The sequence below is a fragment of the Geminicoccus sp. genome (assembly GCF_036263595.1).
Classification (GTDB): domain Bacteria; phylum Pseudomonadota; class Alphaproteobacteria; order Geminicoccales; family Geminicoccaceae; genus Geminicoccus.
In genome coordinates this window covers 1-21,713 of the sequence record NZ_DATAGQ010000004.1, presented here as the reverse complement: position 1 = coordinate 21,713, position 21,713 = coordinate 1, and the positions used below count along the sequence as shown (strand labels likewise).

Genomic DNA, 21,713 nt, shown 5'->3' with positions numbered 1-21,713 from the left:
CCGGCCGGTCAGATGGCCGGCCGGAAGGTGATGATTTCCGCATACCGGCGGGCAACCGATTGAAAGCCGAAGCTGCCGCGGCCGGCTGAAGCAAGCCCTCGCAGATGCACGGCTACTTCCGGCCGGTGCCGGACGCCAAAGCGCTCAAGCCAGGCCTCCAGTGCGCGGCGGAACCAGGGCGGAAGGTCCCGCTGGTCGGAGAAATCGACGACATACAGGGTGCCTCCAGGCGCCAGCAGGCTGATCGCCCGATCCAAGGCCGAAATGGGGTCATCGAACATGCTGAGCGCGTAGGAGAACAGGACGTGATCAAAGCCGCTGGGCCTGCCGAGGTTGCGCGCATCGGCCTGCTCACCGACCCCAAAGCCCAGCCGGATCCGGCCGGCGACACCGGCGCGCCTGGCAGCGATACTGGCGGTGTCGATCATGGCCCGTGAAGCGTCGATCCCGTAGAGTGAAAGCTCGGGATGCAACCTTGCCAGCGCCACGAGGTTGCGGCCGGTACCCGACCCCACCTCCAGCAGAGCATCGCCCGGCTTCACCGGGATGGATGCCAGCAGTCGATCACGGCCGAGCAGGAAGTATTTGCGCGACAGGTCGTAGATGTAGCGCTGGTATCGATACATTCGGTCCATGCGGCTGGCGACGTCGGCTGTGCTGCTGATGCTCATGCGTCGGCCTGCCTTACATAGAGATGGAACCCGCCATAGATCGCCGATCGGTCGCGTCGGAACAGGTCGGCGCTTCTGGCACGCTCATAGCGCCACCCGGCCATGATGGATGCGGGCAGGCGATCTTCGATGATGCTCTTGGCGCCAGCAGTCCGGAAGATGACCCTCGCGTCCGCCTTCGACGTCCGCTCGATCTGGCTCCAGAGCTCTGTCAGGCGGCTATCGCTCATCCAGTCCATCGCATCGAGTAGGACGAACCGGTCGATGGAGCAGGCCGGCTCGCCACGAAGTCGCTCGGTCAAATCCTGCTGCAGGGCATCAATACGGTCGAGCCTTGACCGGATGGCCGGCAGATGGGCTTCCTGCAGCCACATCGGAAGGATTGGCTCGTCCTGCCCATAGCTTCGGCCAAAGGCCTGCCAGGCGAAAGGATTGTCACGATGCGGTACCATGCAGGCGAGGCGTTCCAGCCGTTCCTCGATGCTCTGCACCATCGAACCGGTTTCCGCCTTCATCGCCTCGAACTGGGCGGGCGGCACCCCTAAGCCGAAGAAGGTGGCGGGGCGCTCGAGAAGGAAGCGGAGAAGCGGTGCGCGGAGCGTCCGCCGGATGTTCGCGTCGAACCAGTTTCGCTGCGCTTCGATGTCCGGACAGGCCAGTAGCTCGCGAGGATCGACGCCGTGCAGCTTGGCGACCAAATGCACGAACCCGATGAAGCGGCCGAGCAGGCCATGCGTCCAAAACCCAATCCCGAACCGGTCAATCCGGCGGCGGCCAAATCTCGACCGCCGCTCCCAGAACTGCCGGGCCGACGAACTCAGATGCGGCCGCAGCTTGTGGTCGTACAGCTTCAGGTTCACCGGATGGCCGGCATCACCGAAGAAGCGATGCAGTTCTGGGACCTCAAGGTGCCGCAGCCCTGCCTGCTTCAGTTCAAGGAGGGCCAGATGCCCGTCCAGCAGGTCGACGGCCACGATCCTGGCCGGGTCTGCGGACAGATAGGCCAGGAGATTGCAGCCGGCCGAGGCGATACTGGCAATCGTCATGCCCGGTGCCAATTGCATGGCATCGAGATCGACCTCCGGGTCCTCCCAGATCTGCGTGTAGACCAAGTCGTCGAACGCGACCGTAAAGAGCCGGTCCAGAAGGGCGCGCTTGGCTCCCTGACCGTGACCCTCGGCCGCGGTTCTGACCAAGGCGCTGTTCATCACATCGTTCCTTTCATCAAGCGAACTGGTGCAGCCGGGCACTGCCATCGCCAGCCACGGTCACGAAGCTCGGCCGAAGCCCGAGCCATGCGCCGGTATTGAGGTAGGTCAGGTGCCCCCCCGGGCCGCCTGCACCGTCCGAGCGCGCATAAGGCTCATGGCTGTGCCCGCAGAAGATCACGTCGGCGCCGTTCGTCTTGGCATGAGCCAGCGCCGCGTCCGCCATCTTCCGGCCGAGTCCCGTCCAGCGGACGTGCAACTGGTCGGCGGCATGCGGCCAGCTTCCGTCCCTGGACAGGCGCCGGTGGCAGAACTCGAAGAGCGAGGAAACGGCCTGTGCGGTTCGGCGATTGCGGGTGACGAACCGGTCGAACAGGTCGCCATGGATGGCGAGGAAGCGTCGCCCGGCATGCGTCCAGCTGACCGAATCGGCAACTGGCCGGTCGAGCAACCGCGCCAGCAGGTCGCCGCACTTGCGATCATGATTGCCCAGGACTGGCAGCACCGCCGGTGCATCGGGGCGATGCTGCAGATGCCTCAGAAAAGAGATGAGTGCCCAGTCGTCGCCCGAAAGGCGCCGCACCGTGGCATCATGGAGGATGTCCCCGAGCAGGATCAGCCGGTCGAACCTGAGCGTATTCAGAAGCTTCAGGAGCTCTGCGGACCGGCTGCCGCGCAGGCCCAGATGAAGGTCCGAAACGATCAGGCTGTCGAGCCGCCCGCTGAGTGCCAGGGGAAGCAGCGCCTCCCGGATGGCGCATGGTGCACTGGCACCGGTGCCCTTGGTATCGAGGTGGCTGGTCCGATCGAGAACGGTGGTCGGCAACGCCATTCCATCCGGTTTTCGGGCTCGGATGTGCCTGTACCGACGTTCGATGACGATGCGACGACGGCAGGGTTACCGTCTCAGGACCGGACGATCTGCGTGCCGAACCCGCCCTCGGTGAACAGTTCGAGGAGGATGGCGTGCGGTACCCTTCCGTCCAGGACTACTGCGGCGTCCACGCCAAGGTCGACCGCCTGGAGGCAGGTCTCCACCTTGGGGATCATGCCACCGGCGATGACCCCCGAACTGATCAGCTGCCGCGCATGCTCCGCGCTCAGCGTGGGGATCAGCTGCTTCGCCCCGTCGAGCACCCCGCGGACATCAGTCAACATCAGCAGCTTGCGTGCAGCCAGTGCACCCGCCACGGCGCCTGCCGCCGTATCGGCATTGATGTTGTAGGTCTCGCCGTCCGCCCCAACGCCGATCGGTGCGATGACCGGAATGATATCTGTGCCGGTGAAGACGTCGATGAGGGTGCGGTCGATGAACTCTGGCTCGCCGACGAAGCCCAGATCCAGCACCTGCTCGATGTTGCTGTCGGGATCGCGGCGGGTGCGCGTGACCTTGCGGGCCTGAATGAGGCGGCCGTCCTTGCCGGAGACGCCTGCCGCTCGGCCGCCGGCTGCCTGGATCGCCGTCACGATCTCCTTGTTGATCTTGCCGGCCAGAACCATCTCCACCACCTCGACAGTGGCGGCATCGGTTACGCGCAGGCCATCAATGAACTCAGAGCGGATGGCAAGGCGGTCCAGCATCGCCTTGATCTGCGGCCCGCCCCCGTGGACCACCACCGGGTTGATGCCGACCTGCTTGAGCAGCACGACGTCCCGCGCAAAGTCCCGCGCGGCTTCCGTGTCGCCCATGGCATGGCCGCCATACTTGATCACCATGACCGCGTCCTGGTAGCGCCGCATATAGGGCAGCGCCTCGATCAGCGTGCGAGCGACCTGGTGAACGTCCGGCGTCATGGGCACGTCTTCCATCCATCTAGCGCCGGGCCATTGCCGGCCATGCGTCAGATCTTATCCACCTTCGGTGCAGCGAGCGAGGCAAGCTCGGCTCGCAGTTCCGGGATGCCGGTGCCGTCCTGGGAGCTTGTCACGATCGGCGTCGGCAAGGCGCCGATCCGGCGCTGGATCGCCTCGGTCACTTCCAGGATCCGGTCGGCGAGCGCCGACTTCTTCAGCTGGTCAGCCTTGGTGAGCACCAACTGGAAAGGGACCGCTGCCTTGGCCAGGACCGTCATGGTGTCGGTGTCGACGTCCTTCAATCCATGGCGGGCGTCGATCAGGATGCAGACTCTGGTCAGTGTCGCGCGGCCCGCCAGGTAGCGCGTGACCAGTCTTTTCCAGGCGTCGACCTTGCTCTTGGGAGCGGCCGCATAGCCGTAGCCCGGCAGGTCGACCAGGATCAGGCGCTGGCCCAGGTCGAAGAAGTTCAACTCCTGGGTCCGGCCGGGCGTGTTGGACGCCCGGGCCATGTCTTTGCGGTTCACCAGCGCGTTGATGAGGCTGGACTTGCCGACATTGGAGCGGCCGGCGAACGCAATCTCGGGACAGTCAGCAGGCGGAAGCTGGTCCAGATCAGCCACACCGCGCATGAACACGATGTTCTGCGCGAACAGGAGGCGACCAGCTTCCAGACGGGCCGCCTCCTCGTCGGAAGGCTGGATAGCGTTCACGTCTTGGCCGGTGCCGGCGTCGGCTTGCCGTGACGCTTCATGATGTACCACTGCTGCGCGACGGAGAGGGTATTGTTCCAGGCCCAGTAGATCACGAGGCCGGCCGGGAACGTCGCGAACATGAAGATGAAGATCAGCGGCAGGTACTGCATCAGCTTGGCCTGCAGCGGGTCCGGTGGCTGCGGGTTCAGCTTCTGCTGGATGAACATCGTGGCGCCCATGATGAGCGGCCAGATGCCGATCATGAGGAAGGCCGGGGGATTCCAGGGAATCAGACCGAACAGGTTGAAGATCGTGGTCGGATCAGGCGCCGACAGGTCGTGGATCCAGCCGAAGAACGGCGCGTGGCGCATCTCGATGGAAACGAACAGCACCTTGTAGAGTGCAAAGAAGACCGGGATCTGCACGACGATGGGCAGGCAGCCGGAGACCGGGTTGACCTTCTCCCGCTTGTAGAGGGCCATCAGTTCCTGCTGCATCTTGGTCCGGTCGTCGGAGAAGCGCTCACGCAGCTTCTCCATCTCCGGTTGCAGCGCCTTCATGGCGCTCATCGACTTGTAGGATTTGTTCGCCAGCGGGAAGAGCACGATCTTGACCAGCAGGGTCAGGCCCAGGATCGCGATGCCGTAGTTGCCGGTGGCGTGGTAGAGCCAGTTCAGGATGTGGAAGAAGGGCTTGGTCAGGAAATAGAACCAGCCGAAATCGACGGCCCGGTCGAACAGCGGGATATTCAGCTCCTCGCTGTAGCGGTCCAGGAGGTTCACTTCCTTCGCACCCACGAACAGGTGCTCGGTCATCTCCACCGTCTGCCCGGGCGCCACCGTCATGGCGGCACCGAGATAGTCGCTCTGGTACTTGTCCAGCGCGCCGTCCTTCACGTGCCGGAACGTTGCCTTGACTTGGCTGTCCTGCGGCGGGACGAGTGAGGTCAGCCAGTACTTGTCGGTAAAGCCGAGCCAGCCACCTGTCGTCTCGAACTCCTGCGGCGCTTCCACGATGTCGCTGTAGTTCGGCTCGTTCAGCCTTTCCTGGAAGACGCCGATCGGGCCCTCGTGAAGGATGTAGTAGCCGAGCGTGGGCGGTGTACCCCAGCGGCTGAGAAGTCCGTATGGACGCAGCGTGACCGGTGCGCCCGTGTCATTGGTGACGCTGCGCTTCACCGTGAACATGAAGTCCTGGTCAAGCGCGAACGACTTGCGGAAGGTCAGACCCTCGCCATTCTCCCAGCTTAGCGTCACCGGACGGCCGGCACCGATCTGCTCGCCCTCGGCCTGCCAGAGAGTATCCCCACCGGGAACAGCAACCGGCGCCGCTTGGTCCGGAACCCAGCCGAACTCGGCGAAATAGGCTCCCTCGCCGCGGGTAGGCGTGAGCAGGGTGATCTCGGGCGAACGGGGGTCGACCGTCTCGTGGTACTGGGCGAGCTTGACGTCATCGATCCGGCCGCCCTTCAGGGACACCGTGCCGTGCAGGCTGCCATTGTCGATCCGTACCCGCGGCACTTCCTCGCTGGCGGCCGCCGCCGCGGCCGGTGCGCTCCCGGGAACCGCCGGCGTGGCTGTCGTCTGGTTGGCGGGCAGACCAGCTGCCAGCTGCTCGACGCTCTGAGCCTGCTGCTCCTGCGCACGCTTGAGGCGTGGCAGCTCGTAGAAATACTGGAACCCCAGAATGATCGCGACGGAAAACACAATCGCGACGATGAGGTTGCGCTGGTCGCCCATCTAAGCTCGGTCTCCAGGCGATCAGATGCGTTGGCCGGTCGTGCAGACCGGAGGATTCCGACGCGGTGGCACAGGATCGAAGCCGAAGCCGCCCCAGGGATGGCATCGACACAGGCGCACGATCCCCAACCTTGTGCCGCTCAGCACGCCGTGGGTCTCGATCGCCTGCTGCATATAGCGGGAGCAGGTCGGCTCGAAGCGGCAGGCTGGCCCTAGCAGCGGTGACACGAGGACGCGCCAGCTGCCAAACAGGATAGCCCCTATGATCTTGCCCGGGTTCACCACCGGCTTCCCTCGATCTTGGCCAGTGCAGCGGAAAGATCGTTCCGGAGCATGGTGAAGGGAAGGGTAGCCGTCTGCGGACGAGCGATCAGGACGATGTCCGTTCCCTCGATCTTCGCTTGCGGCACCAGTTCTCGCACGATGGCGCGCAGGCGCCGCTTGCTCCGGTTCCGCACGACGGCACCGCCAACCTTGCGGCTCGCCGTGAACCCGACCCCGATAGACTGATCGGGAACGGCGCGCGCGGCGAATTGAACTACCATGCCGGCACCATGCCAGCGACGACCTTTGGCCACCCTCAGGAAGTCGGGGCGCTTTTGCAGGACGACGATGGCGGCCACGCGTTCAAGCCGGGCGATCAGGCGGACAGGCGCTTCCGGCCGCGCGCACGACGGCGGGCGATGACCTTGCGGCCTCCGACCGTTTCCATACGGGCGCGAAAGCCATGACGGCGCTTCCGCACGAGCTTGCTGGGCTGATAGGTCCGCTTCACGAGCGTCACTCGACATGTTTAGGAGGATAGGGCGCTGCGTCGAGCACGACGCAACCAGCGTCGTCGGCTAGCACCGGCGACGTGGTGGTGCTGATAGGGGCGTGCCCAGATCTTGTCAAATGACGATCGCACTTGGCCTCGGCCGAATAAGACCACTTGGTCCGGCTCTTGCGTTGGTCGAACGCGAGTTTATCCTCATGCTTAATGGCGATGGGTCGGAAGATTTCGGTGCAGCGAACCGGCAATAGAACCAGGTATCCGTTCTTCCGGAGCCTCAAGCTCAAGATCATCCTGTTGGTCGTAGCTATCCTCGTCTGTGTTGAACTGGCGGTATTGGTCTGGTCTGTCGCCATCTATCGCTACGAGCGTCTTGAGCGCCACATGTCCCAGGACATGCTCGTCGCCGATGCCATTGCGATCATCCGGCCGTGGCCGTTCGACGTGGCGGCACCCGAAGTCCAGAACCTGCTGATGCAGGCACGCAGCGGCGGCATGATCGTAAGGTCGGAGGACGCGGAATGGACGGTCGGGAGGATCTTTGCGCGCAGCCAGATCGAAGACACCTTCAACCTCGACGATCCACCTTCGATCGCGACCAAGGTCATCGACGCCCTGGATCTGATCTTCAACGGCGGCCAGCGCCAGATCGTGCTCTTCCAGAATTCGCCCGTTAGGCCAGGCTGGGTCGTCGAGGCCTTCACGACCGACGAGGAACTGCGTCGACAGACGCTGCGACATGCCATCGACATGGCGGTCGTGTCGGTCCTCATCACGCTGCTCCTGGGTTGGACACTCGTGCTCACGCTGGACGAACTGATCGTCAAACCGCTCGGCCGGATCGCCCGTGAGGTGACCGCGTTTCACGCCGATCCGGAGGACGAGAGCACCGACCACCCGCCGAGCGGCCGCACTGACGAGATCGGCGACCTGGAGAAGGCGGTCGACGAGATGCGCACGGAAGTGCGGCGCTCGCTGCGCCAGCAGACCAGGCTGGCGACCCTCGGTGCCGCCGTCAGCCGGGTGAACCATGATCTGCGCAACATGCTGTCGACGGCCGTGCTCCTGTCCGACAGCCTGGAGCACAGCCAGGATCCGGACGTGCGGCGGGTTGCGCCGCGGCTGATCGACAGTCTCGAGCGGGCCACGCGGCTCTGCATCGACGTGCTGCGTTTCGCTCGCGATGAGAAGCCGAGGATGGTGGAGACCGACTTCAGCCTTCTCCGGTTGGCCCAGGAAGTGGATGATGCGACCCCGCCGCCGCGGGCGCGCCCGATCCAGCTCTATTTGGAGATCGCGGGTGACCTCGTCGTCCATGGAGACCGGGACCAGATGTTCCGGGTGCTGCAGAACATGATCAGGAACGCCTACGAGGCCCTCGCCGACCGGCCGGACAGTTGGGTGAGATTGCGCGCGCGGCGTGGCGACAGCCAGCAGGTCTGGATCGACGTGTGCGACAACGGGCCGGGCGTGTCTGACGGCACGCTGCAGTGGCTGTTCCACCCGTTCCGCACCAAGGAGAAGCTGGGCGGAAGCGGGCTGGGCCTGGCCATTGTGCGCGAGATCATGCGGGCGCATGGCGGCGAAATCGAGTTGTTGGAAACAGGTCCAGGAGGTACCACCTTCAGGTTGAAGCTTCCTCAGCGCGAGCCGGCGCTGCAGCGCATGGGGCAGCGGGAGAACGCGGCATGATCGAAAGCCGGCCGAACGGCTGGAACGGTTTCCTGCCAAGGCTAGTATCGCTGGTCGTGGGCGCGATGCTTCTTGCAGGTTGCGCTGGCATGAACGACCTCGGGCCCTACCCGGACCTGCGTTGGAAGATAGAGAGCTATTATCGCGACAACGCATGGGAAGAAGGTGCGAGATGCGTCCTGCCCACGATGTCGGTCACCCGATGGCGGGTTGTTGAAGAAACGCCGGAGAAGATTGTCATGGAAGTCCGCTATGCATGGCAGGACGACCGGAACGTCGACTACAATAGATTTCCCGGACTGGGCGGATCCAGCACTTGTGTCGGGTTCAACGAAAGGCTGTTCACCATTGCCAAGGGCCCGAACGGGCTGCAGGTCCAGTCGATGACCGGGGAACAGCGTCGATGAAGTCGATCTCGGGTCTGCTCGTGATGACGGCCCTGTCCCTTACGGCCTGCGCGTCGGTTCAGCCCGTTCCCAACCATCCGAATGCGATCGCGACGATCGAGCGCTATTACCGATATCACGCCTGGGAAGAGGGAGGGCGTTGCCTTGTGCCTGACATGACGGTGACCGATACGGAAGTGGTGGAGAACACGCCGGATCGTTTGGTGCTGAACGTGCGCTACTACTGGAAGGATCGGCGAACCGACAGCGACACGTTCGGCAACACCTGCAATGGCTTTGCCTCGCGGACCTTCACCCTGTCGCAGGGACAGGTGGTCGCGATGACGGGCGATCACCGCTAGAGCTCGGAGAAGGCTTCGTCGCCAATCCGCCTCAGCCTGTCGGTCAGGTAGTCCAGCACCGTGCGCTTGCCGACCTGGATCTCCACGTCGACGAGCATACCGGGCTGGATCCTGCGGCCTGCTTCTCCAGCCTCATCGTCGGTGACGACGGTGACCGCGTAGACCGGCTCCGTATCCGGGTCCATCCGGCGGGCATCGGAGGCAATCTTCTGCAGGCGGCCGTTGATGGCGCCGAACCGGACGAAGTCGAAGGCGTGCACCTTGATCCGGGCGGGCATGCCTTCGGTGAGATGTCCGACATCGGCGTTGCGCACGCGGGCGGCAACAACGAGACCTTCGTCGGAAGGGATGAGCTTCATGATCGGATGGTTCGCCGCCACCGACTGGCCAGCCGCGCTGACCTGCAACTCCTGCACGAAGCCGGCTACGGGCGCCGTGACTGTCAGGCCTTGCAGGAGCGTGTCCTGCGTCTGCAGGAGCCGCACCAGCCTGTCGCGCTCGGCACGAAGGGCAGTCAGCTCGCCAAGGGCGCGGGACCGGCGCTCGGTATCGACGGCGGCCAAGCGGGCGCGGGTTTCATCCAGTTCCGCCCGGGCGGTGACCAGCCTTTGCTCGGCCTTCGCGAGTTCGCCAGCCAGTTCCGCGACCTGCTGCTCGACGGCGACCAGCTTCATCCGGGGATAGAGCTCCTTGGCAGCAAGCTCACGCACGGCGTCCAGCTGTTGCCGCTGAAGGCTCAGGCTGTTGCGCAGCCTCGCGATTTCGGCGGCGGCGGCCTTCGTATCTGCGGCCTTCGCCCGGATCTGTTCGTCCAGCGCCTGCTTTGCCGTGGCCATCAGGTCCGCGCGGGCATCCGACAGCCTCCGCTCCTCCTGCACCAGCATGGGATCGGCCTCGGCCAGCAGCGCCGGGAAGGCCGGCTCCCGGTTCTCGGCCTCGCCTTCCAGCCGCGCGATCGACGCCGTGGCAGCTGTCAGGCGCGCCCGCATGTCGGCTCTCTCCCCCAGCCTGACCTCTGGATCGAACCGCACCAGCATCGTGCCGGCCGCGACATGATCGCCTTCCCGCACCAGGATCTCGGCGACCTTGCCGCCACCTGAATGGTTGATGATCTTGGCGCGGCCCTGGGGCTCGATCTGGCCTTCCGCCCGGACGACCTGTTCCACTTCCGCCCATGCCATCCAGCAGAGCATCACGCCGAACATGCCGGTGATCGCGAGTACGAGGATGCGGGCCAGTGGCGACGCACGGCGCTCCATCAGTCCTTGTGCGTCCGGCAGGAAATCGGTCCAGCGGGCGATCAGCGCCATGAACGTTGGCTCCTCAGGAAACAGCGTGCAGGTTCGTCCGTCCGCCGCGCCCGGACAGGTGGGCGATGATCTCGGCGGGCTCGCCGATCCGCGCGACCCGACCATGCTGCATGAGCAGCACCTGGTCACACATGCCGAGGGCGGCGATCCGATGGGTCACGAACACGATCGTGCGGCCGGCGGCCGCACGGCGCAGGTTGGTGAGGAACATCTCCTTGGTCGCGGTGTCGAGCGAGCTGGTGGCTTCGTCCAGGACCAGCATGCGCGGGTTGCGCACCAGCGCCCGCGCGATCGCCACCAGCTGGCGCTGTCCTGTCGAGAGGCCGGTGCCGCGGTCACCGAGGCGCGTGTCATAGCCCTCCGGGAGCCGCTGGACGGCCTCGTGCAGCCCGACGAAGCGCGAAGCCGCGACCACGCGCGCGAAGCTCTTGTCCGGCGCACCTATCGTGATGTTCTCGGCGATCGTGCCGGCGAACAGCTGGACGTCCTGGGGAACCACGCCGATCTGCGACCGGTAGACCGACGGGCTCAGCCGCCGCACGTCGAAATCGTCGATCATCACCCGGCCCCTGGTCGGTGCCTCGATCCCCAGGAGGAGCTTGATCAGCGTGCTCTTACCTGACCCGGGGGCGCCGGTCACTCCGAGGATCCTGCCTGGCTCGACCTCGAAAGAGACGTCGTCGACGGCAGGGTGGCCATCCCCGTGATAGCCGAAGGTGACCCCCTCCAGCTTCAGTCGTCCTTCCAGCCTGACATCGCCCTGGCCGCTGGCGTCTGTCCCCTCGATCGGCTCGTTCATCAGCGTGTCCAGCCGCGCGAATGCCTCGCGCACGGTCTGCAACTCGCGCCAGGCCGCGAAGATCTGGCGGAGGGGAGCGAGCGCCCGGGCCGCCAGGATGCTGACAGCCACGAGGACGCCCGTTGAGAGCTCGCCGGCCACGATGGCGCGAGCACCGACATAGACCAGCGCCAGCGCGGCAACCTGCTGGAGGGCCGACCCGACGGCCCCGGCAAGACCGGCGATGTCGCCTGCGCGGAAGCCGGTCCAGGCGCTCTCGGCAAGACGGCGCTCGAACCGTCGCTCCAATTCCGGTTCGAGCCCGAGATACTTCACCGTCAGGGCGTTCGCGACCGTTTCGCCCATGGCAGCGGCCTTCGACGCCTGGGCACGGAAATGGGCGCGCAGAAGGCCTGACTGTCGCTGGTGGGCGATCCAGGAAAGGAGGAGGAACAGGGGAATGACCGCAACAAGCGTCAGCCCCAGCCGGGGATCGAGCGTGAACACCGTGCCGATGAACAGGACGGAGAAGCCGAGATCGACCACCACCAGCGGCATCTGCGATGTGAAGAAGCTCCGGATCGGCTCCAGCTGACGAAGGCGTTCGACCATTTGTCCGGCAGACATCTGCTCGAACATGCGGAAGGGCAGGCGCACGACATGATGCATCACCTCGGCCCCGAGCGCCGCGTCCATTCGGGCGCCCGTATGAGCGGCGATGTGCGAGCGCACGGCACGCAGGGTCAGCTCGAACAGCACGAGTACCATCATGCCGATCGTGAGCACGTCCAGGGTCGCCAGCGCTTCCTGGCTGACCACCTTATTGTAGACGACCATCATGAACAGTGGTGCCGCCAGCGCGATCAGGTTGATGACCACGGACGCCAGCACGATCTCGGCAATCACCGGGCGCAGGCGGTGGATCAGTCCGGTGCGCCAGGAACCCCTTTCTCCGGCTTTGTCTTCCAGCCTCATGGCCAGAACCTCGGAGCAGAGGCCGGCGACTGCCTGCGCGTCGTGACTGCTTGCGGTTCCGCTTACGACGTCGATCAGGACGAGGTCGCCGCCGTTGCGCGAACGGACGATCCACGCCCGCTCAGCCTCCTTGCCCACCACGAGAAAGGGTACGGGCAGGCCCGCAAGATTGCGCCTGGAAGGTGGCATAACGGCGACTTCGAAGCCCAGGCGGTGCGCCATGCGTGCGACATGGCGCGTATCCACGGGACCATCCGGCATCGGGGCGGCCGCCCGCATCTCGGCTAGCCGACCGGCCGTTCCAACATGGCGGACAGCCTGGAAAAGGCCGTCAGAAGCAGGTCTGGCGGGGTGTCTCCACCGTCGGTGACGGCAGGACGCATCTTGGTCGTCGACATCGAACCTCGCCCAACATGCGGAACGGCACGAAGCCATGCCACCAATTAGGCGAGAAACCTGTCCGGTTGCAACATTAATGGTTGAGTTAAAGCTGATTGGCACGACCCTCAGTCGAGGACCCAGACGATGAACTTGAGGTAGACGGTCTCGACGAGCGCCGGGTGGATCGGATGGTCAGAGTTGGCGCCTGCCCTATGCAAGACGCGGCCACCCCGCCCGGCATCCCTGATTCCGGCCCAGACCTCCGAGAGGAACGCTTCCGCGTCGACATTGTGCGAGCAGCAGGAGATCGCGAAGAAGCCCTGGTCGGCGACCACGCTTGCCCCTGCGTGCGCCAGCTTCCGGTAGCCCTTCAAGCCGGGCTTCAGGTCCTTCTTCGACTTCACGAAGGCAGGCGGATCGCAGATGACGAGGCCGAACTTGCGGCCATCCTTCTTGAGCCCGTCCAGCGCCGCATAAGCGTCGGTACGCTGGAACGTGCAGGAGGCGTTGACGCCCTGCAACGCGGCGCTGGCGGCCGCGTTGTCGAGCGCGGCCTGCGAACGGTCGACGAGCAGCACCGACCTGGCACCGGCAGCGGCGGCGGCAAGGCCGAAACCGCCACCATAGGAGTAGACATCGAGGACGTCACGGCCCCTGGCGAAGCGGGCTGCGAAGGCATGATTCGCCCGTTGGTCGTAGAACCAGCCGGTCTTCTGCCCGCCGATCGGGTCCACCACGAAGCGCCGTCCATCCTCGACCGCAAAGGTCGGGCTGTCCTCCGGTCCCTTGACCACCCGCACGTCCTCCGGGAGCCCTTCCAGCGTCCGGACGGGCGCGTCGCCCCTGAAGACGATCCGCTCCGGCGAGAGCACGCGATCCAGCGCCGTCAGCCACGCCTCCTGGGCCTTGTCCATGCCGGCCGTGTTCACCTGCGCCACCACCGTCTCACCGTAGCGATCCACGATCAGTCCCGGCAGGCCATCCGCTTCGCCGTGCGCCAGGCGGTAGTAGGGCTCGTCGAACTGGAGCGCACGCAGGGAGAGGGCGCGGGCGAAGCGCCGCTCGAAGAAGGCCGGGCCGATCTCGACGTCGCGCGACCGGGTCAGGACGCGTGCCGCGATCAGGGAGTGCGGGTTGTAGTGGGCGAGGCCATAGGCCTTCCCATCCGCGAACGCGACCTTCACCAGGGCACCTGGCTCCAGCGAGCGCAGGGACGGCTCGGGCTTGATCTCGTTGCTGTAGATCCAGGGCGAGCCCGCGCGCAGGCGACGCTCGTGATCGGGCAGGACGTGGATCATGGGAAGAGACATGGCGGCGCTCGATCGTTCGTGAGGGATAGCTAGCGAATGGCAGGCATGGCGGCAGGCATGGCGCCGCCCAGGCGGACGGGCTCGATCCGGACAGCGAGCCCGCTGCGCTCGTCCGTCTCGATCAGGACGGCGCAGAAGGTCGCCTCACCTTGGGCTGGCTCCATCTTCCTGCCCGGCAGCGGCGAGCGCCAGCGGTCGATCGAGGCATGCTTGTCCATCCCGATCACACTGTCATAATCGCCGGTCATGCCGACATCCGTCATGAAGGCGGTGCCGCCTGCAAGGAGGCGGGCATCGGCGGTCGGCACATGGGTATGGGTGCCAACCACGGCGCTGACGCGGCCATCGAAGAGGTGGCCATGCGCCAGCTTCTCGCTGGTGGCCTCCGCATGGACATCGATCAGGATCGCCTGGACATCCTTGCCGAGCTCCAGCCGCTCCAGCTCCGCTTCGATCGCGCGAACCGGATCGTCGGCCAAGCCCATGAACAGCCGCCCCAGCACCTGGATCACGACCAGCCGCCCACCGGCAGCCGTCCGCACCTCGCCGATGCCCTGGCCAGGCGCGCCTGGGGCCATGTTCAGCGGACGGACGATCCGCGGTTCCGTTGCGATATGGCCGATCAGCTCGCGCTGATCCCAGGCATGGTTGCCGAGCGTGATCAGGTCGGCGCCGAGCTCGAAGAACTGGTTCGCGATCTTTGCGGTGAGCCCATAGCCGCCCGCGGCGTTCTCGCCGTTCACTACCACGGCGTCGAGCGCCAGCTCCTCCCGGAGCTTGGGCAGGTACAGCTCGATGGCCGCGCGTCCGGCACGGCCAACAACATCGCCAACGAACAAGATGCGCAAGATGGAGCTCCGGCGAAGACCAGCCGCGGCGGTCAGTGGATAAGCCGCGTTTCCCGTTCCGTCACCACCAGGTCGAGGCGCTGGTCGAACGGCTCGCGTGGCACCTGCTCGACCTCCTGGCAGGCGAAGGCATAGCCCACGACCTGGAGCGGCCCACCACGGGCACGCTGCTCGGCGATCGTGCGGTCGTAGAACCCGCCACCCCAGCCGAGCCGGTAGCCTGCGGCGTCGAAGGCGAGGAGGGGGGTGAGCATGATGGCGGGGATCACGTGCGGAGCGTCCGGGGACGGCTGCATCACCTGGAAGGGGCCCGGCTGGAGCGGGTCGCCCGGCGCCCAGCGGTGGAAGACCAAGGGGCGGCCACGGCCCTGCATGCGGGGCAGCGCGGTAACGATCCCCAGCGCCTGGAGGGCCTGCAGCACAGGCCTGGTGTCGATCTCCCCCTCCAAGGACCAGAAGGCCGATACGACCGGATCGCCAGACAGGTCGACCCGGGCCAGCAGCCGCCGTGCGGCCAGGAGGCTGTCGCGGGCGGCCATGTCTGCGGGCAGGGTGGCCCGGCGCTTGATCAGCGCTTGGCGCCAGCTGGACTTGTCGGCGGCGGCAGTGGTCAAGGATGAGCCGTCCGCGGGCACGGGAAGGAGGAGAGAAGCGGCGACGCCACCATGGCCGTCGCGATCCGGTTGTTCCTGGGACCTGCTACGCAGGTGGGCGCCATGTAACGTGACCACGGTCACATCAGGGACAGCTCCCGATTGGAACGAAGGCCCAGGCGCATATAGTGGAAAGCAAACGAACCGGGCAGCGCCGCCATGCTCAATCTATGGTGTGGCAGGGGGTTCCGCAAGGTGGCAGGCAGCAGCCAGACGCTCGATCTGTTCGGCCACGCGCTGCAATTCGTCGGTCAGGCGCTGCTCGCCGGTCTTCGACGTCTCGGCCAGCGCCGTGCGCAGCCGCTTGATCTCGTCGTAAGCATCCGACAGCTCGTCGGCGATGATCAGGCTGGTGAGGACGAGCAGGCGCAGGTCGCCGATGCTACCATTGCCCCCGCCCAGCTCACGGACCCGGCCATCCACATATTGCGCCAGCCGTTTCAGCCGGATCTCCTGGCCGTCATCGCACTGCACCGTGTGCGTGCGACCGTTCACCGTCACCTCGACCATGCCCATGTCGGTCAGCTTTCCATCAGGCGTTCGACGCGCGCGATGGCGCCATCGAGACGCCGCGTCAGTTCGTCCGCATCCCGCCCCAGCGCAGCCAGGCGCTCCTCGGCCGCCCGCAAGCGTGCTGCCAGCTCGTCCCGCTCGTCGCGGAGCAGCTCGTAATCCCGGCTGAGCGCCTGGTGGGTCGCATGGTCCACGCCGCCCGTGCCGAGGGCGGCCCTGGCCGTGTTCGCGGTCACCTCCTCGGTCAACCGCGCCAGCGCCTTGTCCAGTCTTGCCTTGGCGGCATCCATCGGTGACATCTGCCGCGCACCGGCTCCCTTCGCCTGGGTTTGCACACCTACCGAGGTCTTGCCGAGCCTGAGGCGGCACGTCAACGATCGGCTGCACGGCATTCAGCCGCAAGGGCTCCATCCGGCCGCAAGGGCACGGCTCCGTTGCCGCCGGCAGGGATCGCGCTAGCTCAGGTGGCGCCAGGGCGCTTCCGGGCTGGCCGGAGCGCATGATAAGGGCGTCGGGACCGACGCCGGGGCAGCCGTCGCGCCGCGAAGCGGCGGACAGGCCCCGGATCAACACAAGCTCGCGCCGGCACGATGGCATGGCCGGCCCGTCAACCGAATGGGAACAATGATGGTCGTCAGGATCGGCATCAACGGGTTCGGCCGCATCGGGCGCAACGTCTTGCGCGCAATCGCCGAGAGCGGGCGGCAGGACGTCCAGGTCGTGGCGATCAACGACCTGGCCCCTGCCGGCACGAACGCGCACCTCCTGCGCTACGACAGCGTCCATGGCCGGTTCCCGGGCAAGGTGACCCTGGAGGGCGACAAGCTCGACATCGGCACCGGTCCCATCCGCGTCACCGCTGAGCGTGATCTGGCCAAGCTCGCCTGGGACGCGGTGGGCGCCGACATCGTCATGGAGTGCACGGGCATCTTCACCTCCAAGGAGAAGGCATCCGGGCATCTGGGTGCCGGGGCGAAGAAGGTGATCGTATCGGCCCCGGCCGATGGCGCCGATCTCACGGTCGTCTTTGGCGTCAACCACCAGGACCTGAAGCCCGAGCACACCGTCATCAGCAACGCGTCCTGCACGACCAACTGCCTGGCGCCCGTCGCCAAGGTGCTGCACGACACGGTCGGCATCGTGCGCGGCCATATGACCACGGTGCACAGCTTCACCAACGACCAGAACCTGTTGGACGTGTTCCACAAGGACCTCTACCGCGCCCGTGCCGCCACCGAATCGCTGATCCCCAGCTCGACCGGTGCCGCCAAGGCGGTGGGCTTGGTCCTGCCGGAGCTGAAGGGCAAGCTGGACGGTGTCGCGATCCGGGTGCCGACCAAGAACGTGTCGCTGGTCGACCTGACCTTCGTGCCCGGCCGCGAAACCTCGGTGGAGGAGATCAACAACGCGCTCAAAGCCGCTGCCGCCGCCGGCCCGCTCAAGGGCATCCTGGGCGTCATCGAGGAGCCGCTGGTCTCGATCGACTTCAACCACGACCCGCACAGCTCCACTGTCGACCTCAAGGCCACCAAGGTGCTGGAGGGCCAGCTTGTCCGCGTGGCGTCCTGGTACGACAACGAGTGGGGCTTCTCCTGCCGGATGAGCGATACGGCCGCCGTCTTCGGCACTCTCTGAGCTTTACCTCCTAACCTGTTGCGACGGCCGCCTTTCAGGCGGCCGTTCGTGTTTTTGGTGAAGCCGTTCCCGGGTTCGTTCATGCCATTCTGACGTCTGAACTTGTGGCTGCTGTCGGTCGGCTGTCGAGGCAGAGGACGAGCGGCGGGCTCGGGTTCGTTCGTGCGATTCCGACGTGCAGATGTCCTCAAGCCCTCGGGTTCGTTCATGCAGATTTGGTGTGCGCGTGCGGCGCACGTCGCTGGTGCGGCCTGTCCATGTATCGGCGCAGCCTTCATCCGAGGACCGGTTCGGGAGGTGAGGGTGATGCGAGTGTCGGCGGTGCATGGTCAGGATCATGGCCCTGGCATTCTTGGTTCTTGGTCCTGAACTCTAGCAGATCCGCCTGTCCGGATGCCATGATCATCGACCTTGCCGGAGAGCGAAGGTCGACCGGATGTGACGGACCCGGTGGCGGGTCAACCCGACCGATGGTCGTGCGGGTTCGCTGGCCGCAAGCTGCAGGATCTGACCCCGTTTTTCCGATGGTGCCGCATGCCGTCCCGCCAGACAGCATTGCGCGCGAAGGACATGGGCGGACACGGAACCGGGAGCGCTATGGCGGGGACGAGGCGCGTCGGACGGTTATGCCGCCCGGCGCACCCTGACGGATCGCTATCCTCCCGGCGTCACGGGTTGGTTGTCGCCGGGGCGGCCGGTGCCGCCGGCGCGGTGGTCGCGCCCGGCGCCGCCGTACCTGGGGCTGCCGTGCCCGGCATGGCGCCCCCGCCCTGGTCCATCTGCTGCTGGGTACGCTGGGCGGCCGCCTCGGCTTCCTTGTCCTCCAGCGTCCTGTATGCCGGCATCTGCTCGAGCTCTTCCCGGGTCGCCGACACCTCGAAGGTGCGGTCATCATCCTGCCGGGTCAGCTTGACGCTTTCCCAGTCCAGGGCGACGAGCTTCTCACCGATGCCAAGGAAGCCGCCGACGCCCACCACGATCGCCTGGACCTGGCCGTCCTCCGTCACGACTAGGTCCGACACCTGGCCGATCGTGTCCTGGCCATTGGTCACGTCCACGCCCATCAGGCTCTCCGCGCGGACCTCGCCCTCTTGCTGCTCCGGCACCGGCGTGGGCTCCGGGGCATCGGTGGTGGGTGCCGCCTCCTCCGTGGCGGGCGCTGCCATGTCGGCGGCCGGAGCGGCGGGATCGGCGGCGGGCGCGGCCGGGTCGGCGACAGGTGGAACCGTCGTCTGCTGCGCCGGATCGGCAGGCTGAGCCGGCGCCGTTTCCTGCGCCAGGGCAGGGGCCATTGCAAAGCCGAGCATGGCCGTGGAAAGGAGTAGCAACCGCTTCATGATCCGTTCTCCCTTGTAAGCCCGTGAGTCAAACTGGTTCGATGGAGCTCTTGGGGAACGGTGAATCCACAGTGGAGTTCCGCCCTGATCTCGTAGGCCGGGAGTGATCAGGCGCGGACGGCCTGCCGGGGAATGAGGCAGGAAATGGCACGGTGCGAATGCCCGGGTGCGAGATCTGCCCACCCGGCGATCCGTGGTCGGGGCGGCAGCGGGTCGCCGGCGAGTAAGGGCCCGGTTCCGGAAGAAGAAAACCGACAGGAGGAAGCGCGCCTTTGCCGTTCTTCTTGGAATGGTTCTCATCGTTGACGGAAGATTTCCCGCGGTGCAGGGTCGATCATGAAGATGAAGCCTTTCGGGAGTTTCGGCCTGGAGGAGCGGTTCGGCGCTCGGGTTCCCTTTGGTCGTCGGTCGCTGCCGGACAATGGTCCGGGGCTGGCGGCAGGAACGGGGCACCTGTCCGGCATGGTCTGCCAGGCGTGTTCCGGGGGGCGTGCGGGTCGGCTGGCGGTCCGCCTCACCGGGAGGGAAACGATGGCGATGCAGACGAAGAAACGGGGCTGGCGGCATGTCGCGATGGCCGGCGCCGCGGCGCTGGGGATGGCGGGCCTGCCTGGGGCGGCTGGAGCCGACGACGACACGGCCCGCATCAAGCAGGGCTACGCGATCGCACCGGTCAAGCTGAACGTCGGGAACCGCAACCGCGCCCTGATCGGCCTTGGCAGCTACATCGTCAACGGCGTGGGCGGCTGCAACGACTGCCACACCAATCCGCCCTACGCACCGGGCGGCGACCCGTTCCAGGGGCAGCCGACAAAGGTCAACACCAAGGGCTACCTCGCTGGGGGGAACCAGTTCGGCCCGTTCACCTCGCCGAACCTCACGCCCTACAAGAACGGCCGGCCGGCCGGGCTCTCCTACAGCGCGTTCCGCCAGGCAATGCGCACGGGCCACGATCCGGACGGGGGCGGGATCCTCCAGGTCATGCCCTGGCCGGTCTACAAGAACATGATCGAGCGCGACCTGCTGGCGATCTATGTGTACCTGCACTCGATTCCGGCGATCAAGCCGAGTTCGGGGAAGTAGGAGGGGCAGTGCGACCGCGGCTGGCATGGTCGCCAGCCGCGTTCGCTCGGGGCCTCGGAAGACTTGTACTTCCGAGGCCGATGGTACTGCAGCCTCACGAGTGTTCGCAGCGCCAGCCTGACCCCCGTACCGCTCACGCAGCCGAGATTGTCGAGCTGCATATCAATGATATATGCTGAAGATATCAGCTATCATGGAGACAGGAATGCGGACGCTGGTCGATCTTGGGGAGGCGCAGGTTCAAGCACTCGATGAGCTGGCGAAGGCCGAGCGGCAGTCGCGGGCAGCCCTCATTCGCCAAGCCATCGACGACTTCCTGGCCAAGCAGCGGAACAGGCAGTTGGACGATGCTTTCGGGCTGTGGGGGGACCGCAGGCAGGACGGCCTCGCCTACGAGGAAAAGCTGCGCCGCGAATGGTGAAGGCGCTGTTCGACACCAACATCCTGATCGACTACCTCAGTGCTGTCCCGGAGGCTCGTGTCGAACTCGGGCGCTACAGCGGGAAGGCGATCAGTGTCGTCACCTGGATGGAGGTCATGATCGGAGCCGCCCCCGACCTGCAGGCTGTCACTCATCAGTTCCTGCACGCGTTCGACGTGATCGGCATTGAGGAGCGCGTGGCAGGGCAGGCGGTGGAACTGCGGCGAAGCTTTCGAATCAAGCTGCCAGATGCAATCATCTGGGCGACTGCCCAAATACATGGGCTGCTGCTTGTGACACGCAACAACAAGGACTTTCCGGCTGACGATCCGGGGGTGCGTGTACCCTACACTATATGATGCGCTCAATTAAAAGCAATCTGGAACGCGAGACCCGGCCCGTCTACCCCACGCGAACACTGATGCGTCTCTTTGCCTACATCGACGTCATCCAAAAGATCAGAAGGCTGCGACTGAGCGACTTGCTAAATGTCTCCATTGAACCGTTTTACATCCGCAATACAAGACCGACGCCAAGATTAGCAAAGATGTTGATCTGTTGTCTCTCCTTCCTATAGCTTAGCCGAAGACGCGAAAGGGAGAGGCCATTGTCCAGGCGTTCCAAGCTTCTGAAGATATTCGTGAAGAACTTGGGATGTATAGGGGAAGAAGGTGTTGCAGTTGAACTAGATGATGTCGTATGCTTGGTAGGAAAGAACAACTCAGGAAAATCGACTATTCTACGTGCATATGAACTAGCGCATACTCCAAGCAGGTTTAACATTGAACGAGATCGCTGCCGGTGGGCTGCAGATGGGGTGTCTTCAGTAGTGGAACTCGACGTTCATATTCCTGAAGGTACCGGCAATGTTGCAGAAAGGTGGAAGGTACTTACCGGTGACCTGCTTGTTGTACGAAGTCGATGGGAATGGAACGCGAGTGGGGATGCACAGCGAAAAACTTGGGATCCGGAACTAAAGGCTTGGGCTGAAGATGGAAAGGCAGGCGGACTAGAAACGGTTTTCAAATGCTTAAGCTGTGGATCTTGCTAGCCTTTTGAGCATGATCCGGCTCATGGCAGCGTAGATCATGGTTTCGCTTGTCTGAGGTAGCCACTCATAGTCCCTGCACAGCCGCCGGGACTGGCTGAG

At 65.2% G+C, this 21,713-nt stretch carries 25 protein-coding genes, 1 other RNA gene and 1 pseudogene; 8 read left to right on the top strand and 19 right to left on the bottom strand.

Going from position 1 to position 21,713, the window contains the following annotated elements:
- Positions 1-8: 8 nt before the first annotated feature.
- The 9 genes from VHL31_RS00265 to rpmH form a co-directional block, all read right to left on the bottom strand.
- Positions 9-671 (bottom strand): class I SAM-dependent methyltransferase, encoded by a 663-nt coding sequence (locus VHL31_RS00265; RefSeq protein ID WP_329659195.1) that lies wholly within the window; start codon positions 669-671, stop codon positions 9-11.
- The gene (locus tag VHL31_RS00260; protein ID WP_329659194.1) at positions 668-1,879 is read right to left on the bottom strand and encodes a BtaA family protein; all 1,212 of its coding nucleotides are present in this window, start codon (positions 1,877-1,879) and stop codon (positions 668-670) included. The genes VHL31_RS00265 and VHL31_RS00260 overlap by 4 nt, the downstream gene beginning before the upstream one ends.
- Before the next feature lie 16 nt (positions 1,880-1,895).
- Positions 1,896-2,705 carry a metallophosphoesterase gene (locus VHL31_RS00255; RefSeq protein WP_329659193.1) on the bottom strand — a complete coding sequence of 270 codons (810 nt, stop codon included), beginning with the start codon at positions 2,703-2,705 and terminating at the stop codon, positions 1,896-1,898.
- Positions 2,706-2,785: 80 nt separating this feature from the next.
- A complete protein-coding gene (argB, locus tag VHL31_RS00250; protein WP_329659192.1) occupies positions 2,786-3,673 on the bottom strand; it encodes an acetylglutamate kinase in 888 nt (295 codons plus the stop codon).
- A 47-nt stretch (positions 3,674-3,720) separates the two neighbouring features.
- Positions 3,721-4,386, bottom strand: coding sequence for a ribosome biogenesis GTP-binding protein YihA/YsxC (yihA, locus tag VHL31_RS00245; RefSeq protein WP_329659191.1), 666 nt, complete (start codon positions 4,384-4,386; stop codon positions 3,721-3,723).
- A complete protein-coding gene (yidC, locus tag VHL31_RS00240; protein ID WP_329659190.1) occupies positions 4,383-6,107 on the bottom strand; it encodes a membrane protein insertase YidC in 1,725 nt (574 codons plus the stop codon). Before yidC ends, yihA begins: the two co-directional genes overlap by 4 nt.
- Positions 6,108-6,128: 21 nt before the next feature.
- The gene (gene yidD, locus VHL31_RS00235; protein WP_329659189.1) at positions 6,129-6,389 is read right to left on the bottom strand and encodes a membrane protein insertion efficiency factor YidD; all 261 of its coding nucleotides are present in this window, start codon (positions 6,387-6,389) and stop codon (positions 6,129-6,131) included.
- A complete protein-coding gene (gene rnpA / locus VHL31_RS00230; protein WP_329659188.1) occupies positions 6,386-6,730 on the bottom strand; it encodes a ribonuclease P protein component in 345 nt (114 codons plus the stop codon). Before rnpA ends, yidD begins: the two co-directional genes overlap by 4 nt.
- Before the next feature lie 17 nt (positions 6,731-6,747).
- Positions 6,748-6,882, bottom strand: a complete 135-nt coding sequence (gene rpmH / locus VHL31_RS00225; protein ID WP_329659187.1) for a 50S ribosomal protein L34 — start codon at positions 6,880-6,882, stop codon at positions 6,748-6,750.
- A 228-nt stretch (positions 6,883-7,110) separates the two neighbouring features.
- Here rpmH and VHL31_RS00220 point away from each other — a divergent pair, with 228 nt between their 5' ends.
- Genes VHL31_RS00220 through VHL31_RS00210 form a run of 3 tightly spaced genes read left to right on the top strand, consistent with a single transcriptional unit; the run spans position 7,111 to position 9,319 of the window.
- Entirely contained in the window at positions 7,111-8,571 is a 1,461-nt protein-coding gene (locus tag VHL31_RS00220) for a HAMP domain-containing sensor histidine kinase (protein WP_329659186.1), read from the top strand.
- Entirely contained in the window at positions 8,568-8,978 is a 411-nt protein-coding gene (locus VHL31_RS00215) for a hypothetical protein (RefSeq protein WP_329659185.1), read from the top strand. Before VHL31_RS00220 ends, VHL31_RS00215 begins: the two co-directional genes overlap by 4 nt.
- Positions 8,975-9,319 carry a hypothetical protein gene (locus VHL31_RS00210; RefSeq protein WP_329659184.1) on the top strand — a complete coding sequence of 115 codons (345 nt, stop codon included), beginning with the start codon at positions 8,975-8,977 and terminating at the stop codon, positions 9,317-9,319. Before VHL31_RS00215 ends, VHL31_RS00210 begins: the two co-directional genes overlap by 4 nt.
- On the opposite strand, the gene VHL31_RS00205 is transcribed toward VHL31_RS00210, so the two are convergent.
- The 8 genes from VHL31_RS00205 to VHL31_RS00170 form a co-directional block, all read right to left on the bottom strand.
- Positions 9,316-10,629: an HlyD family type I secretion periplasmic adaptor subunit gene (locus VHL31_RS00205; RefSeq protein ID WP_329659183.1), complete on the bottom strand. Its 1,314-nt coding sequence runs from the start codon at positions 10,627-10,629 to the stop codon at positions 9,316-9,318. The two genes, VHL31_RS00210 and VHL31_RS00205, sit on opposite strands and share 4 nt — an antisense overlap.
- Before the next feature lie 13 nt (positions 10,630-10,642).
- Positions 10,643-12,628 carry a peptidase domain-containing ABC transporter gene (locus VHL31_RS00200; protein ID WP_329659182.1) on the bottom strand — a complete coding sequence of 662 codons (1,986 nt, stop codon included), beginning with the start codon at positions 12,626-12,628 and terminating at the stop codon, positions 10,643-10,645.
- A 260-nt stretch (positions 12,629-12,888) separates the two neighbouring features.
- Positions 12,889-14,073: a class I SAM-dependent rRNA methyltransferase gene (locus VHL31_RS00195; protein ID WP_329659181.1), complete on the bottom strand. Its 1,185-nt coding sequence runs from the start codon at positions 14,071-14,073 to the stop codon at positions 12,889-12,891.
- 29 nt (positions 14,074-14,102) lie between these two features.
- Complete coding sequence (locus VHL31_RS00190; protein ID WP_329659180.1) at positions 14,103-14,921, bottom strand: TIGR00282 family metallophosphoesterase; 819 nt, start codon at positions 14,919-14,921, stop codon at positions 14,103-14,105.
- 32 nt (positions 14,922-14,953) lie between these two features.
- Entirely contained in the window at positions 14,954-15,535 is a 582-nt protein-coding gene (locus VHL31_RS00185; RefSeq protein WP_329659179.1) for a 5-formyltetrahydrofolate cyclo-ligase, read from the bottom strand.
- A 39-nt stretch (positions 15,536-15,574) separates the two neighbouring features.
- Positions 15,575-15,732, bottom strand: a non-coding RNA gene (gene ssrS, locus VHL31_RS00180) — 6S RNA.
- A gap of 10 nt (positions 15,733-15,742) precedes the next feature.
- Positions 15,743-16,090: a cell division protein ZapA gene (locus tag VHL31_RS00175; RefSeq protein WP_329659178.1), complete on the bottom strand. Its 348-nt coding sequence runs from the start codon at positions 16,088-16,090 to the stop codon at positions 15,743-15,745.
- 5 nt (positions 16,091-16,095) lie between these two features.
- On the bottom strand, positions 16,096-16,461 hold the full coding sequence (locus tag VHL31_RS00170; protein ID WP_329659177.1) for a hypothetical protein: 366 nt from the start codon (positions 16,459-16,461) through the stop codon (positions 16,096-16,098).
- A 253-nt stretch (positions 16,462-16,714) separates the two neighbouring features.
- Here VHL31_RS00170 and gap point away from each other — a divergent pair, with 253 nt between their 5' ends.
- Positions 16,715-17,722 (top strand): type I glyceraldehyde-3-phosphate dehydrogenase, encoded by a 1,008-nt coding sequence (gap, locus tag VHL31_RS00165; protein WP_349262318.1) that lies wholly within the window; start codon positions 16,715-16,717, stop codon positions 17,720-17,722.
- Positions 17,723-18,390: 668 nt separating this feature from the next.
- Here gap and VHL31_RS00160 read toward each other — a convergent pair.
- Complete coding sequence (locus tag VHL31_RS00160; protein WP_329659175.1) at positions 18,391-19,059, bottom strand: PRC-barrel domain-containing protein; 669 nt, start codon at positions 19,057-19,059, stop codon at positions 18,391-18,393.
- Positions 19,060-19,395: 336 nt separating this feature from the next.
- On the opposite strand from VHL31_RS00160, the gene VHL31_RS00155 reads away from it, so the two are divergent.
- The 4 genes from VHL31_RS00155 (at position 19,396) to VHL31_RS26550 (ending at position 21,614) form a co-directional block, all read left to right on the top strand.
- Positions 19,396-20,142: a hypothetical protein gene (locus VHL31_RS00155; RefSeq protein ID WP_329659174.1), complete on the top strand. Its 747-nt coding sequence runs from the start codon at positions 19,396-19,398 to the stop codon at positions 20,140-20,142.
- 205 nt (positions 20,143-20,347) lie between these two features.
- A complete protein-coding gene (locus VHL31_RS00150) occupies positions 20,348-20,563 on the top strand; it encodes a ribbon-helix-helix protein, CopG family (RefSeq protein ID WP_329659173.1) in 216 nt (71 codons plus the stop codon).
- The gene (locus VHL31_RS00145; RefSeq protein ID WP_329659172.1) at positions 20,557-20,922 is read left to right on the top strand and encodes a type II toxin-antitoxin system VapC family toxin; all 366 of its coding nucleotides are present in this window, start codon (positions 20,557-20,559) and stop codon (positions 20,920-20,922) included. Before VHL31_RS00150 ends, VHL31_RS00145 begins: the two co-directional genes overlap by 7 nt.
- Before the next feature lie 248 nt (positions 20,923-21,170).
- A complete protein-coding gene (locus VHL31_RS26550; RefSeq protein ID WP_349262317.1) occupies positions 21,171-21,614 on the top strand; it encodes an AAA family ATPase in 444 nt (147 codons plus the stop codon).
- Here the strand turns inward: VHL31_RS26550 and VHL31_RS00140 are convergent.
- Positions 21,594-21,713: pseudogene (locus VHL31_RS00140) on the bottom strand (DDE transposase); the annotation flags it as partial. The gene VHL31_RS26550 and the pseudogene VHL31_RS00140 sit on opposite strands and share 21 nt — an antisense overlap.

What these genes read in the sequence shown, in the direction of transcription:
- VHL31_RS00265 (WP_329659195.1), bottom strand. Translation starts at nt 671, where the DNA reads ATGAGCATCAGCAGCACAGCCGACGTCGCCAGCCGCATGGACCGAATG.
- VHL31_RS00260 (WP_329659194.1), bottom strand. Translation starts at nt 1,879, where the DNA reads ATGAACAGCGCCTTGGTCAGAACCGCGGCCGAGGGTCACGGTCAGGGA.
- argB (WP_329659192.1), bottom strand. Translation starts at nt 3,673, where the DNA reads ATGACGCCGGACGTTCACCAGGTCGCTCGCACGCTGATCGAGGCGCTG.
- yidC (WP_329659190.1), bottom strand. Translation starts at nt 6,107, where the DNA reads ATGGGCGACCAGCGCAACCTCATCGTCGCGATTGTGTTTTCCGTCGCG.
- VHL31_RS00215 (WP_329659185.1), top strand. Translation starts at nt 8,568, where the DNA reads ATGATCGAAAGCCGGCCGAACGGCTGGAACGGTTTCCTGCCAAGGCTA.
- VHL31_RS00210 (WP_329659184.1), top strand. Translation starts at nt 8,975, where the DNA reads ATGAAGTCGATCTCGGGTCTGCTCGTGATGACGGCCCTGTCCCTTACG.
- VHL31_RS00205 (WP_329659183.1), bottom strand. Translation starts at nt 10,629, where the DNA reads ATGGCGCTGATCGCCCGCTGGACCGATTTCCTGCCGGACGCACAAGGA.
- VHL31_RS00195 (WP_329659181.1), bottom strand. Translation starts at nt 14,073, where the DNA reads ATGTCTCTTCCCATGATCCACGTCCTGCCCGATCACGAGCGTCGCCTG.
- VHL31_RS00175 (WP_329659178.1), bottom strand. Translation starts at nt 16,090, where the DNA reads ATGGGCATGGTCGAGGTGACGGTGAACGGTCGCACGCACACGGTGCAG.
- gap (WP_349262318.1), top strand. Translation starts at nt 16,715, where the DNA reads ATGGTCGTCAGGATCGGCATCAACGGGTTCGGCCGCATCGGGCGCAAC.
- VHL31_RS00160 (WP_329659175.1), bottom strand. Translation starts at nt 19,059, where the DNA reads ATGAAGCGGTTGCTACTCCTTTCCACGGCCATGCTCGGCTTTGCAATG.
- VHL31_RS00155 (WP_329659174.1), top strand. Translation starts at nt 19,396, where the DNA reads ATGAAGATGAAGCCTTTCGGGAGTTTCGGCCTGGAGGAGCGGTTCGGC.
- VHL31_RS00150 (WP_329659173.1), top strand. Translation starts at nt 20,348, where the DNA reads ATGCGGACGCTGGTCGATCTTGGGGAGGCGCAGGTTCAAGCACTCGAT.
- VHL31_RS00145 (WP_329659172.1), top strand. Translation starts at nt 20,557, where the DNA reads ATGGTGAAGGCGCTGTTCGACACCAACATCCTGATCGACTACCTCAGT.